Genomic DNA, 15,803 nt, shown 5'->3' with positions numbered 1-15,803 from the left:
AGCCACTTACGCGACCTGATTGACGGCGACGTCTTCGTCTACGGCAATGACAGCGGCGTTGACCCCGTCAGAATAGGAATACACGTTTACATTTCGGCCCGCGTTATCCACATCCGTGCCTTCAAAACTGTAGTTGGAGCCCGAGGTCAGGTTTAGCTGGTCGCTCCCCTGTCCGGTGACCAGCAATGCATTCCCGAAGATCGTGTTCAGCAGGCTGTCGGCTGACGCCGTCAGATCAAGCAGGTTTTGCGCGGAAAGGGTGACGCTATCAAAGTCCGATCCGTTCTCGGTGCTGATTTCTTCCAGCCCTGTCACATTGCCGTTGAAGTCCACTCCCGATAGATCAAAGCTGCCTGCGTCGGCCAAGAACAGTCGGTCGAAGCCCGCCCCGCCCGACACAGTAGAAGACGCCGCGATATCCCAGTATAGCTCGTCGTCGCCAATACCACCTTGCAGATCATTCAAGCCAGAACCGCCATCAATAAAGTCACTACCGGCACCGCCAATGATCACATCATTGTCGTTACCTCCGATCAGTGTGTCGTCATTCAAACCACCATTCAGCGTGTCATCTCCACCGCGCCCATCAAGTTGACTACCTTCAACACCGCTGTTGACCGCCGTCAGGGAGTCACCGTCGTTGCGCGATCCGTCGACGCGGTCGATGTCGATGAGAGTATGTGTAAAGAACTGGCCATCCCATGTCCCCGTCGCAACGCCGGTTTCCAGATTGACATCGACCGCATCGACCCCATTGCTGTTGTAACGGACACTATCAAAACCGCCCCCGCCATTGATCGTGTCACTGCCCGCGCCGGGAATGAATTGTTCGTTGTTGATGCTGCCTGTCAGCGTGTCCGTGCCATTGTTGCTCTCGATGCTCAGCCGGAAACTGTTTGTGACATTCGAAATATTCAGGTTGAAAACCTCGCCGTTATTCGACGAAATCACATTCCCGGCGATATTTGCGTTGACACCACTGCTGTCGTTATCGATGCGCAGCCGCAGAGTTCCGTCGCCGGCGGTGAAGTTCACCTGATCTGTGCCACCATCGTGGTAAATCCCGAACCACGAAAACTGTGACGTGCCTTGTGTGATGTTGAACGTGTCGTCGCCTTGGGATCCGACAATGGCCAAGCCCTCATCGTTGAAGGCGTTATTGACGCCGACCAGCGTGTCAGTACCACCAATAGCGCCCGGCCCTTTTACGATTGTTCCGTTGGCCTGTCCCGCGTCGATTGTCACATCAATGCCGATCACACCCAACCCGCCGTAATCCAATTCAGTAAAAGTCGAGGGCGTTGCATTGGTCAGGATCAAACTATCATCGCCGAACGATCCCCAGATGCGGTCAAACCCGAAATTATTCGAACCGACATCAATCGTGTCGTTGCCCAGCGTCCCGAACCCTTCGTCGTCGCCCGACCCGCCTGTGAAGCTGGTACCTGTCGTCGAAATGCCGTTGATAATACCCGCTGCTTCGACGTTACTGACGCCAAACAGATCAAGGCCAAAGAAAGCGCCCTGACCGTCATTGAAGTCGATACGGGTTTGGGTTGTGCCGTCTACGTCAAACTCGAAAAGGTTGATCCGCCCGGTATTGGCCGCAGCCGCGCCAGCGAGTTGCAGCGTATCTTCAATTGGATCGAAATCAGGAACAAAATCATTACCAGCCGTATACACAAGCGTGTCATTGCCACCGTCCAGTCGCGCGAAGTCATTGCCGATGCCGGTGACGATGCTGTCATTTCCCCCGCGGCCTTCCAGGTCGCTGTCAAAATCGCCAGCAGTTAAGGTATCGGCAAAGTCTGACCCTCGGACGGCTTCGATACTGGTAAAGGTATGCGTGAAAGCCTGACCTTCGAATTGCCCCGTGACCACACCATCACCTAATGTCACGCTTACGCCAGTATCCATGCCATTGCGGTCATAGCGCAGCTGATCACGACCGCCTCCGCCGTTGACAGTGTCATTGCCCGCTTCAAGAATGAACTGATCGTTCAGACCACTCCCCTCAATGCTATCATTGCCATTGCGAGTGCGAATATTCAGCTCAGTCTGCGACAGATCTCCATTGAATGTGTAATCGACACGGTCACCTATGGCGGTCGTTGAAAAGGCTGTGCCGTCGACCAGAATATTTGCCAATTCAACCGAGACATCCACATCGTCGTACGTCGGGTTCAACCGGATAAGCCCATTGCCACCAGTAATCGTCGCAATATCTTGCCCACCGACAAAGCCGATGTCCAAGTAGCTGCCGTCGATGAAATTAGCCAGAACTAAGGTAAAGCTATCGTCACCTCTGGTCCCAGCCATGCCAAATTCGTCGTTCACCGCGACAATAGTGTCAGTGCCGTAGGTACTTTTCTGGATCGTGCTGTTCAATGCGTTCTGGTCGATGTTGACCACAAGTCCGATCGGGCCGAGGTTACTATAGTCCATGAACACAAAATTCGTGTCACCAAAATTCGTAAAATCATAGGTGTCACTGCCAAAAGAAGCATCAATGTCAATATCCTGAAAGCCTGTGCCATCAAACAAGACAATCGTATCATCCCCGATCGTCCCACTTACTCGTGGATCTCCGGCGGTGGCGTTAATGGTCTCACCAGTGATGCCGAACCCCGCCAAAAGCTGTAATCCGTCGTCGACCGTTAAGTCTCGGAATCTCAGTTGGAAATCGTTGCCAAATTCGTCCGTGAATTCGAAATTCAGGCGCGTTTGGTTATCGAACGAACCATCTCTTACTTGAACGGTATTGATGTTTGCCAGAGCAGCCCCAGTAAATTCTAGTGAGTCTTCTGCCATGTTGAAATCTTCAACAAAGTCAAACCCGGCATTGAAGACAAGCGTGTCTGCACCGGAGCCCAATTCGATGTAGTTGTCGCCAATACCTGACGTGAGGCTGTCATTACCCTCGTTGCCGACGAGTTCGGCGGACGCATCGCCCAAGGTCAGGACATCGTCAAAGCGAGAGCCACGCACCCCTTCGATATCGATAAGCGTATGGGAAAACGCCTGCCCGTCCCAAAAGCCGGTGACGACCGCGGTCGCGAGGCTGAGATTAACGGTAACACCTGTTTCAACACCCCTACGGTCGTACTTGATGATATCACGGTCCAGCCCATTGCCGCCGCCGTCTACGGTGTCGGAACCCGCGCGGAGGATGAACCGTTCGTCAAACACCGACCCCAGAATATCGTCATTGCCGTCACCAGTTGCCAACTCCAGGCGACCCAAGTTCCGGTCTCCGCCATTATAGTTGATCTGCCAGGTGTCACCGCTGATGGTATCGCTCACGGTACCGGCGGCAAGATCTGCCACCACGTCGCTCGCGTTAAAGCCCATATTTACCTGCAAAGTGCCTCGCCCCGAGATCAGGTTGAGCACATCGGCACCACCGAAGTTGTAAATCGCAAGGAAACCGTTATCGATCGATGACTGTGTGACGTTCCAGACATCATCACCAATGGTCCCGAATATTCCGATCCCACTGTCCGCCGCGTCCAACAGACCTGTCAAAGTGTCAGTGCCAATAAAGATCGAACGCCCTTTGGTGATCGTGCTTTGTGCCGCATCAATGTCGAGGTTCGCTTCAATACCGATGTCGCCAAGACTACGGTAATCGATCTCGTGATAATTATCGGGCACGAAGTTGACCAACCTGTATATGTCGTCGCCAACCGAGGCACGCGCAGTTTCAAAGTTGCCGGTGTTCCGCCCCTGCAGCGTAACATCATCGTCACCAGGTGAACCGTAAACAAAACCGTCACCATTGCTCAGTCCGATCGTAACGCCCGTCGTGAAGGTGTCGAATGTAGCCTGTAAGATGCCGTAGGCTTCTTGGTTTGTGACATTGTCCAGATTGATGCCAAAGAACGTCGTGTCGTCGATGTCAAATTGCAACCGCGTGGCAGTACCGCCACCCGCGATGTCCTCATCTTCGATCCGTATCTGCAGCGAGCCGATGTTCGTCAGCGCAACACCCGCGATCTCAAGACTGTCCTCCAGCGGGTTGAAGTCCAAAACGAAGTCATTGCCGTTGCTATAGATGACGCTGTCTGCGCCTTCGCCGATGCGCATGCCAGTCCTAGCTTGACCACCAATGATCGTATCGTTACCGGCGTTGCCTTCCAAACGTACTTCAAAAGTGTCGGACCCGATCAGAACATCGCCGAAGGACGACCCGCGAACCTCTTCGATGCTGGTCAGCGAGTGACTGAACGCGAGGCTATCCCACTCGCCTGAAGCAGTTCCAGCCTCAAGATTGGCCGTGACGCTGCCGGTGACCGCACTCCGGTCATATCGGAGTGTATCAAAGCCAAGTCCGCCATCCAGTGTGTCGTTCCCCGCTCCAAGAATAAAGCGGTCGTTAAACGCGGTGCCAAGAACGCTGTCGTTGCCGTTGCCGGTATTCAACTCAACCCGGTTGTTTGAGACGTCACCGTTGTAGACGATGGTGTAGGTGTCACCGTTTGCCGAAGTGACGGTACCGTTGCCCGTTCCGTCGTTGAGCGTGGCATTGATATTGGGGCCCGCGTTCGCCTCAAGGCGCAAGAAGCCGTCGCCTCCCCCATTCATCGTGACGGTGTCTTGCCCCCCGGCCCCACCGATCAGAACAAAGCTAAAGGCATTCGGATCGTAATTGACCACGAAAGTATCGTTGAACTGGGTCCCGATGACGCCAAAACCCCAGTTTGCCGAGGACTGCACGTCAACCAGCGTATCGTTTCCTGCGGCCCCCTTGTTGACCGTGCTATCAGACCCATCAAGGTTGATATTGACAACTATCGGGTCGCTATTGAGCGAATTGTAGTTGATTTCGTTGTAAATTTGAAAGGTGTTCAGGGTGAAATCAATGGTGTCATTGCCCAGTGACCCCTCGATTGAACGGAAGTTATCTGGCGGATTACCGCTTTGGATCAGGAAGTTATCATCGCCCGAGGTTCCGGATATATCATTGCTTGAATTGTCGACAATGATATCGCCGCCGCCCAGCCCAAGGTCATTCACGATCTGTTGTGCCTGAGACAAGGTCAGATCGGAAACCGTCAGGCTGAAGATGTTGGTCAGATCGTCGGTGAACTGAAAGATGACCGAGTCGACAATGGTTGGCACCGAGTTATCGATCAGTTGCAGACTGTTGATGAAGGTCAGCGCATCGCCGTCGAAATCCAATGTGTCTTCGCCAAAGACGAAGTTCTGCACAAAATCCTCACCGGCCGTATAGACCACCGTGTCATTGCCGGCACCAAGCGAAAAGTTATCATCACCCGCGCCCGACGTCAGACTGTCATTCCCTCCGACATCAATAAAGAAGATGCCGCTGTCGTTCGCCGTGAGTGTATCGTTAAACTCCGTGTCCAAGACCCCTTCAAACCCGGAAATAACATCAGTATTGCCGAAAAGGTCGGTCGCCAGACCCAGTGCAAGATTGACGACGACACCGGTGGTGTTCGTCGTGAACCGCGAGTCCCGGCTATAGTCCAGAATATCCGTGCTGAAGGCACCGCCGATAAGAGTGTCATTGCCCGCTAGACCAAGAACTATGTTCGTTTCGGCGTTGTCGTCTAACTGGACGGTGTCGGCAAAGGCGGATCCGATAATGCCGTTGATCTCTGTCAGGCTGTCGGTGGTTCCGTCGGTTTTGATGGCGGTACCCGAATTCAGATTGACGTCAACCGGACCAGAGGCCGCCTCATAGCTGACAAAATCGAATTCGCCCGTACCACCGTTGAAGCTGTTGTTGCCCTCGGCATCAAGGAAGAAGTCATCGCCCGAGCCGCCAAAGTACGTATCGTCACCCAAGCCGCCCCAGAACTCATCATCACCACCGTTCCCGAAATAGGTATCGCCAAATTGGCTGAAATTGCTGAAGTCCACTTCGTCCCGGCCTTCGGAACCGTTGAAAGTAATTGCATACTGCCCAAACAGGCCGTTGAAAGGTGCCTCGTCCAATCCCCCGGGAATGATTGTATCTGCAATGATCTGCTTAATTTCCGAAAGCGTGTTGGACAGACCTGAAACGGCGTAAAAATCGGGATCCGTTGGCGAGCCAATCTGCAGCCCTGTCACGACACCCGTTCCAACATCGTAGTTCAGACCTGTGCCCGTGAAAGCAAAGGTTCGGCCGTCATCCGCTGTCCAGCGGATTTCGGTGCCGCTGTCGATCGTAAGGGCGCGTTCGACGAAAGTATTGGCGTCAATCTCGTCAAAAACAGCGTCGTACGGCATTCCACTGATATTGAAGTCGCCCGGATTTTGAGGGAATTCAAAGTTGGATATGGGGCCCGCCACATTGATCGTCGCTGCGGAGCTGGGTTGGTCAATCGCGACAAGGCGGGAGTTAGACCCGCCCGCATTGCCTAATTCATCGGTCGCGTCCACCGTCACCAGAACAGAGGTGGCATCCGGGATAACATCGGCACTGAAGGTGGTGCTGAAATTCCCGTTGGCATCTGTTGCCACTGTCTGCTGTTCTGCACCAAAGGAGATGAGAACCGACCCGTTTACTTCAGCCGTCCCAGAAATCTGAACAGGGGTGGTTTGCTCTTGCAAATCAAGCTGGTCGTCACCTGTAACCGCGTTGATGGTCACCGGATCGTTCACCGGTGTGACAGTGATCTCGACGCTGCCCGAAACCGTGTCGGTCCCGTCCGTGAGTGTGTAAGTGAAACTGTCCGTACCGTTGAAATCAGGGTTCGGATCATAGTCAAAGCTGCCATTTGCGTTGAGCGTCAGGCTGCCATTTGACACGTCGGTCAAAAGTGACACCGTCAGCCCGTCGCCGTCAGCGTCGTCGTCATTAGTCAAAACACCGGCCCCTACAGGCACCAGCAGCAAACCGTCTTCGGCGACATTATAGGCGTCGTCTTGCGCAACCGGCGGCACGTTCACATCGCTGACGTTAATCGTCGCGACCGCTGTGATAGATCCACCGTCACCGTCGATGATCGTGTAGCTAAACGTATCGGTTGCCGCAAAATTATTGTTCGGGGTGTAGGTCAGCGTGCCGTCAAACTGAAGCTGCACCGTGCCGTTGGCAGGTTGGGTGAAACTGTCGAATGCCAGTGTCGTGCTGTCCGGGTCTGTGGCGAGATCTGCGGCTTCGATGGTCAGCGGCGTGTTTTCCGGCGTCACCAGTGGATCGCCGATCGCAACCGGATCGCTGTTCAGGCCAGAGATCAAGATGCTCACATCACCGATCGAGCTTGCACCGTTTACATCCGTGACTGTGTATTGGAAGTCTTCGGATGTCAGCGGGGTCGATGACCCGACACCACCCAGATCGTCGTAAGCGCCGGCTGTATCGAATGTGAACGCGCCGTCTGCGAAAATTGTCAGCTGGCCGCCGCCACTCAGCGCAACCTGAGTGCCGTCGAGTGCTCCGTTTTCGTCAATATCCGCCAGCAACTGTCCGTTGATGCCAGTGATCTCAAAGAAATCATCTTCGGGATCAAAGTCAGCCCCACCGGCGGTTGTCGTATCCGTTAGGACATTTCCCGAAACAGATTCGTCTTCATTGATATTGTATTGATCAAGCCCTGTAACAGGAGCGTCGTTTGATCCTGCCACCAATATCGAAATCGTGCCTGTACTGCTCAGGCCTGTGTCATCTTCGACAGTGTAGGTGAAAACTTCGGTGATGGTTTCGCCATCTCCCAGCGCTTCCAACTCTGTTACGACCCCGCCCAGACCCGCAGGATTATATTCAAAGGTGCCGTCTGGATTCATTTCAAACAGCGCACCATTGCTTAAAAACACGGTGACCCCGTCAATGCGAATGACACCCGATGATGGGCTGGTGAGAGACACAAGTGTCAGACCTGACCCTTCCGGATCGACGTCAACACCGCTGCCATTATCCGCAAAAATGTCGCCCAGTACCACATCGTCTTCTGTTGTGGTGAACGCATCATCCTGTGTAACAGGCGGAAGGTTATCAGGCCGGGACATGACGACATTGTCGAGCCGTGTAGTTTCCTCCAGCGCATTGAAATACTCGCCACGAATTTGCAGCGACGTCAGGTCGGCCAGCACCTGATCAATCTGAGCCTGTGACGCAACCGCTCCGCCCTCGGTGTCGATCCGCCAATCGGTGCGCGTATCTAGGAAAACGGAAATATTCGTGAATTCAACCTCAGATGGCCTGCCGAAGTTGGCCGCAATGGTAAGCCCGCCACCGGTCAGCAGCAGATCAGGGGCGCCGTTGTTATTTGCCTCCGTCGAGAATGCCTGAAGGTCAAAGCTCAAAGCCCCGCCGGAGAACGACGATTTGTCGCCAAGGTAGGCCGATGGCGCGACGAAATAGTAGAAATCATTTGTCGTCCCGTCGTCTGCCTCGATGAATTGGCCCGTCGCATCCCACGTCAGTTCAGACAGCGGATCCGACACGGTCCAGCCGTCGAGATTGCTGTCAAAGGTGGAAATGATATTGGCATCCAGAGCTTCAACGCGGATGGAGATCGTTCCGGTGTCGGAACCGGCTACGCCATCTGCCACCGTGTAGGTGAATGTTTCTGTCCCTGTGAATCCATTATCAGGCGTGTAGGTGATCGTCCCGTCAGCTTCGATCAACGCGGTGCCATTTGTCGGATTATCAACCAAGGTGACTGAAAGTGGATCAAGGTCGATATCGCTGTCATTCGCCAGCACGTCGATGTTCAGGCTGGTACCGGCAAGAATATAACCCGCATCATCAGTGGCCACCGGCGGCTGGTTGGGCACCGGCAGCGCCAGCACCACGTTGTCGAGGAAGCCGACATCAAAGCCGTCCTGATACTCCCCTCGGATCTCGATAGACGTCAGGTCGGCCAGAACCTGATCGATCTGCGCCTCGGTGGCAGCAGCGCCGTTTTCGCCATTGAGGCGCCAGTCACTGCGGAAATCGAGAAACGCGGTATAATCAGTGAATTCCGTATCCGACGGCCGCCCGATGTCCAAAGCGATTGTCAGACCACCACCGCGCAAGATCAGGTCAGGCTGGTTGTCGACATTGAACCCGCTGCCGTTGGCCAGCAGATCAAAGCTCAGCGTACCGCCCGAATAGGCGGATTTGTCGCCAAGATAGGCTGTGGGCGCGACCCAGTAGTATAGCGTTTGCAGTTCCTGATCATCGGCGCGCGCCGCTCCCCCCGGGTTACCACCAACCGAGCTCCATGACGCAATGCCGTCGTTGTTGACCGTCCACCCCTGCAACCCGTCAGAGAAGTCGCTGACAATGTCACCATTTGGAAACCCTACATCGACGGACACCGAGCCTGTCGAGACGCCGCCGCGACCGTCCGAAATGTCGTAGGTGAATGTGGCGGTTCCGGCAAAGCCATCGTCCGGTGTAAAGTCAATCAGACCGTTGTTCAGAGCAACGGTGCCGCCAGTTCCTGCTGTCACCCCGGTGACAGTCAGTGGATCATCATTGGTGTCTGTGTCATTGGCCAAGAGAGTGACGGGGTCTATCTGCAATGCAGACTCAAAACCGGTGGACAGACCGCTGTCATCGTTGGCGACGGGGGCAACATTTGCTGCTTCCAGAACGTTGACGGTAACAAATGCACCGGCTACCGAATTTGCTTCGTCGGCGGCCTGATAGATAAAACTTGCCAGACCGATGAAATCCGTGTCGGGCGTAAAGGTGATTGTACCGTTCTGATTGTCCGTCACTTGCCCGTTCACCGCGTTGAACACGGTGAACAGGGTAAGCGTAGTGCCGTCTACATCGGTGTCGTTTGCAAAGAGATCCGCCACATCAATCACAAGCGGCACGTTTTCGACGGTATCAACCGTGTCAGGGTTGATCACCGGTCCGTCATTCCGCCCTTCGACAATAACCCGTGCAACCGCATTTGAAGTCGCGCCGCCTTCATCGGCGATCGTGTAGTTGATGTCGAACTCGAAAGTCTCTGTGTTTTGCACCGTTGTCTGGGTTAGCGCATCGTATTGACCATCGGCATCAAAGGATACATCCCCGGTGTCCGCGATCGTCAGGAAACCACCGCTTTCCAGGGCGTTGGCCGCACCAATTGTCAGTGCCACACCCCCTATACTTGCCGCCGTCACGCTCAACGTGCCGCCTTCGGGGTCGGTATCTGAACCACCATTGCCGCCCGGGTCGATGACATTGCCGACAAGTTGGCCGCTGAATTCCTCATTCGCAGTCAACGTGTCATTTGCGGCAACCGGGTTTTGGTTGGCACCAACGTTCAATAAGACTGTGGCGCTGGCCTGACTGTTGGCCGTTCCGGTCCCGTCATCGACGGTATAACCAAACTCGGCCTGACCCGTGAAGCCTGCATCCGGTGTAAAGACGATATTGCCGCTTCCGTCGAAACCAACAGTACCGTTCAAGGCGTTTTGGACGCTGGCAATCGTCAGCGTCTCACCATCAATGTCCACATCGTTGGCGAGCAAAGCCGCCGGATTGATCGTCAACACCGTATTGAATGGCGTCGCAAACCCGGTGTCGTCCGCTGGCACGGGGAAATCGTTCTCTGCGCTGACAACTATTTCAACCTGCGCCAGATCAGTTCCACCGTTGCCGTCGGATATTTCGTAAGTGAAACCATCAGTCCCGTTGAAATCCGCATCCGGTGTATAGGTAAAGTTACCGTCCGATTGGAATTCCAACGTACCGTTCGACACCTGGTCGATCACGGTCGCTGTTAGCGGGTCATCTTCGGGGTCGCTATCATTGTTCAACACGCCGACGATATCGACGTCCGTCTGCAAAACGCCGTCTTCAGAGACGCTATAGGCATCATCCTGCGCGACAGGCGGCAGATTGATAACCGCCAGCACATCCACTGTTACTGTCGCAGTTGATGTCGCACCTTGAGCATCAACCACTGTGTAAGTGAAGAACGCCTCGCCTTCTGAAAAACCGTCTGCCGGCGTAAAGGTGATGGTGCCATCGCCGTTGTCGACGGCTGTGCCATTGGCCCCGTCTGTTACGCTTTGAATTGTCGGCGTCGGGCCATCCACGTCAGTGTCATTGCTTAGCACACTGATGATGATCGGGGTGCCTTGGTTCGTTGTCGCGCTATCGTCCACCGCGACCGGGGCATCATTGACGCCGCTGACCAAGAAACGCAGAGACTGCGAGGCGCTGGCACCATTGATATCCGTGACTGTGTATTCGACCGTCTGCAAGCGAGAAGTCAGTTGGCCGGCACCGTCCCCGAGGTCTTCGTAAGCGCCAGCCGTGTCAAAGCTGAACGTGCCATCGGCGGCGATTGTGAGCTGGCCACCAAACCCGACAGTGATCTGAGCACCCGCCGTGCCAGGGTCTTCGTCTATTTCTGCAAGTGCAACACCGTTGATCGCGGTGATCTCGAAAGGGTCGCCCTCGGGGTCAAAATCCTGCGACAGGGTGGTGGTGTCTGTGATCGCGTTTCCGCTGACAACACCGTCCTCGGTGACGTCATACTGGTCAAGGCTGGGCACTGGCGCGTCGTTCTCGCCGTTTACGGTAATCGAAACTGTCCCGGTTGCCTGTGCGCCAGCCGGATCCTCGATCACATAGGTGAACACCTCGGCGTCAACCTCGTTGTCGCCCAGCGCCTCGAACCTTGTTGTTGTGTTGAAAAACCCGCCGGGATCATAAGTGAACGTGCCGTCCGGGAAAAACCGTATGGTCGCGCCAGAGGGCAGAATGATATTGACCCCATCAATCCGGATGTTGCCGCCTTGCCCGTCTGAGGCTGACACCAATGTCAGTTCATCACCATCAGGGTCAAAATCGGCGCCCAGCGACACATCGCCGTTCACCGCAAAAACGTCCCCCTGAACCACACCGTTCTCGGTTGTTGTGAAATCATCGTTTCGCGCGACCGGCGTATCATTCTCGCCTTGTATCTCTACAAAAACAGTGCCGGTACCGATCCGGCCCTGACCATCACTGATCTCGTATCCAAAGCTGTCTGAACCAGAATAGTTCTGGTCAGGCGTGTAGGTTATCGTTCCATTGGCATTGATAACGACCGCACCGTTCTGACCTTGGGTTGCGTTGATGATTGTGAGCGGATCGCCATCGGGGTCGCTGTCGTTTTCAAGAACGTTTATGACAACTGGTATGTCTTCCAACGTTTCGGCTGTGTCTGTAGTCGCAATTGGATCATCCGGTACGCCCGACACCGTGATATTCACGGTCGCTGTGGCGGTGCCGCCCTGATCGTCAACCACATCGTAGGTAAAAGAGTCCCTGCCTGCGTAATTCAGATTGGGCGTATAGAGGATAGTACCGTCCTGCTGCACCGCAGTCGCACCGTTGCTTGCCGCGCCCACTGCCGCGACGCGCAAGCTGTCGCCATCCACATCACGATCATTGGTCAGAACATTGATCGCCGTAGGCGTGTCCTCGATCACAATATCCGTGTCATCCGTCCCTACGGGCAGGTCATTGACGGGGGTGACTGTGACAAAGACGGTAGCGGTGGCCGTTTCGCCCCGCGCGTCCTGAACCACATAGGTAAAGCTGTCGCTGCCGTTGAAATCGGCATCTGGCGTGTAAAGAACCGTACCGTCCTGCTGCAGCACGACGGTTCCGTTATCAGCCGCGCCAACGCTTTGTACGGAAAGCTCGTCGTCCTCCGGATCGCTGTCATTGGCCAATACGGCGAAAACGGTCGCGGTATCTTCTACCGCCTGCACTATGTCATCATTGCCGACCGGTGGCGTGTTAGGCTCTTCATCAACTGTGATTGTTACCGTGGCCTGAGCCGTTTCACCGCTGGTGTCTTCAATCGTGTATGTGAAACTGTCGGAACCCAAAAAGCCTGCATTCGGGGTGTAAACAACAGTGCCATCGGGTTGCTGTTCCAAATCTCCAAATTCGGGTGCCCCCAACGAAACGATGCTCAGCGTGTCGCCGTCAACATCTCTGTCGTTCCCCAGCAAATCCAGCGTAACAGGCGTATCAAGAACCGTCGAGGCGCTGTCCTGCGTCGCTATTGGCGCATCGTTTATTGGGTTGATAGTGAAGGTCACGGTTGCCTGAGCCGCCGCACCCGCGCCGTCAGATACGGTGTATGTCAGCGTGTCACTGCCATTGAAATCAGCATCCGGCGTAAAGGTGATCGTACCGTTGGGGTTGAGGATGGCCACACCGTTGGACGGCTGTGAAATTGCGGTGACGGTTGGCGTTTCGCCATCAGGGTCCAGATCATTCTGAACCGGATCAAAGGTGACGGTCCCGTCTTCGTCCACTGTTACATCGTCATCGAAGGCCAGCGGGCCGTCATTGATCGGATTGACCACAACAGTGGCGGTACCCTGCGCCGTTCCGCCGAACCCGTCAGAAATGATATAGGTAAAGCTGTCCTGCCCCGAAAAATCTGCGTCGGGCGTGTAAAGCACTGTGGCGTCCGGTTGCAGAACCGCCGTACCGTTTGCGGGTTGCGTTATGCTCTGCACCGTCAAGGTGGCGCCCTCGGGGTCGCTGTCGCCGCCCAAAATCGTGACCACCACCGCGTTGTCTTCATCTACAGACGCAGTATCATCCCCTGCAACGGGTGGCAGGTTGGTCTCATTGTACGAAACGGTAACCACCCCGACGGTCGAGGTCGCGCCAAAGGCATCCGTAACGGTGTACCCAAAAGTGTCCTCACCGAAAAAGCCCGGATCAGCCGTATATTCAAAGACACCTGTTTCTTCTTCAATACTCACGGAACCGTTGCTCGGTTCCTGTGCCAAGGCGAAAGTCAGCGGGGTGCCTTCCGGATCTACTCCCGGCAGGACACCTTCGCGCCCGGCCTGATCATCAAAGAATATGACCTGCCCCCCCGTGGCCTGAGGCGGTGCATTCTGCGGGGTGCTCGGCTCATCTGCCAATGGGTCGTTTGTAGGGCCTTCTACGGGCGGCGCTGGGTCCACCTCTGTCTCTGCCTGAAGCTCCGAGCTGACCTCCGTCAGCGCCGCAGTGCCAGAGACGTCACCCAATTCGGGGTCGCTACCGGTTGTCGTTCCGGGTTCGGCAAAGCTGCCCAAATCCCCAACGTCCGAACCGAAATCAAGCGAACTGTCAAATCCGGAGCTGAACTCTTGCGTATCTCCAAAAGCAAAGGACGGGCTGGTGTCAAAGCTGGCAGCCTGCACAGTTGCGGGTTCTGCTGATGGTTCCTGAGCAGGCGCGGCCCCCGGAACGACAGGTGCCTCTGACTGGATGGGACCTGCGGCAATGCTGCCGTCGGCATTTAACTGGATTGTCTCGACCTGTTCGGCGTCTGGTGCGTCCGGGTCTTGCGCGTCGGCAGCCTCAATGGTGCCGCTTTGATCGAGTTGGACGGTTTCGACGACACCGTCTTCTCCCGGCGCCGGTGCCTCCAGCGCGCCGCTGTCTTCGCCTTCCGGTGCTGTCGGCTCGCCGTCAGGCAAAGGTGCACCGGGAACACCTTCAGCGTCGGCGTCATCCTGCGCAGGCGCGTCACCATCCTGTTGCAACACCTCTTCATCGCCAGTGTCACCAACTGGCGCGTCTTCGGCCTCGCCCTCCTCGGCCTCGCCTTCTTCGCCGTCGTCCTCGGCGCTCCCACCGCCACCTTCTGGGTCACCTTCCGGAGAATCCTCTGGCGCGACGTCCTCTTCGGCCTCCTCTTCGGCATCATCGTCATCCGGCTGTCCGGCGTTCGTGCGCGCCTGACTGACATAGGTATCGCCGCTGTCCACTCGGGCGTTTGCCGTTCGGAATGCGGCAATCGCCTGTTGCAACAAACCGGTATCGCTTGCCTGCGAATCCGCTCTCGGTATTTCTCGGGTCTCCCCTTCAGCGGACGAGATCACCCATGTGCTTTCAGTGTCAGTGATAACAGCGATCAGATCACCGCTCAGATCTCGGATTTCGACCTGACCTATTCCACCGTCGGGGTCGACCTCCAGTTCGACCTGCACTTCAATGACACCGTTTTCGGCGCGGATTCGCACCTCGACCGTGGTACCGCGAATGCCAAGCACACCAGTGGGCGTCTCAACGCGCATATCTCCCGTCGGGGCGACCTCGCCGGCGATAAAGACAAACCCGCCTTGGACCAGATTGAAAACAGAAGAGTTGTTGCCGCCATTGGGGTCGTAAATCAACTCGTCCAGCACCATGCGCGACTCGGCGGACAACGAAAAGATCGTACCATCCACAAAGGTCAGCGATACCGAGGAATTGGCGCCGGTTGCCACAACATCGTTTTGAAAGACCAGATCGCCGTCGCTCAGTGTCACAACACTGCCGTCTGCGCGGGTGACGGTTACTGTGCCGTTAATGCTTTCCACTTGGCCGATTGCATTGGCAAGCTCTTGGGCCGCGTCATTGGCCTGCGCCAATCGGTTGTCCACGGCACCAGCCAGCCGGACGACCGTATCGCCCTGTAACTGTGCACCATTCGGAGACACAAGCGTGGGCGGAAAGCCTGTGCTGAAATAGTCGATGATACGGATCGCCGGCCCATCACCATAGGTGATCGTGAGGTCCTGCCCATCCTTGGCATAGGTCCCTCTGAACATGGTCGCAGCATCCGGCAAGGTTGCCGTGCCGTTTTCGACCACAATCGCCAATTCATTTTGCGACGCAACGGATGCGCCAATATTACCACCAATCATGCCAAGCCCCCAACCAAGGCGCGATGCCAGCTCTCGGTGCGGTTAAAATATTTCCACAGAGCCCGGCATCTGACTATTGAGACAGGCTACATCACAAAGCACATGCGCCTATGTGAAATCGGCACATTTCGGCGATTTTCCCGCTAAGACGTGGACAATAGTACAGTTTTTGCAAAATTCTCCACGTGCGCCGCGCCCAAATTCAACCAAAGGTAGAGAAC

The 15,803-nt window shown here is 55.5% G+C and carries 1 protein-coding gene; it reads right to left on the bottom strand.

Annotation, left to right across the window (positions count from 1 at the left end; genetic code table 11):
- Window positions 1-6: 6 nt before the first annotated feature.
- Window positions 7-15,582: an Ig-like domain-containing protein gene (locus AC2D8V_RS12675; protein ID WP_484733938.1), complete on the bottom strand. Its 15,576-nt coding sequence runs from the start codon at window positions 15,580-15,582 to the stop codon at window positions 7-9.
- Window positions 15,583-15,803 lie beyond the last annotated feature (221 nt).

It is taken from the genome of Roseobacter sp. YIN89 (genome assembly GCF_057219365.1).
This window is presented reverse-complemented; position numbering and strand designations above follow the sequence as displayed.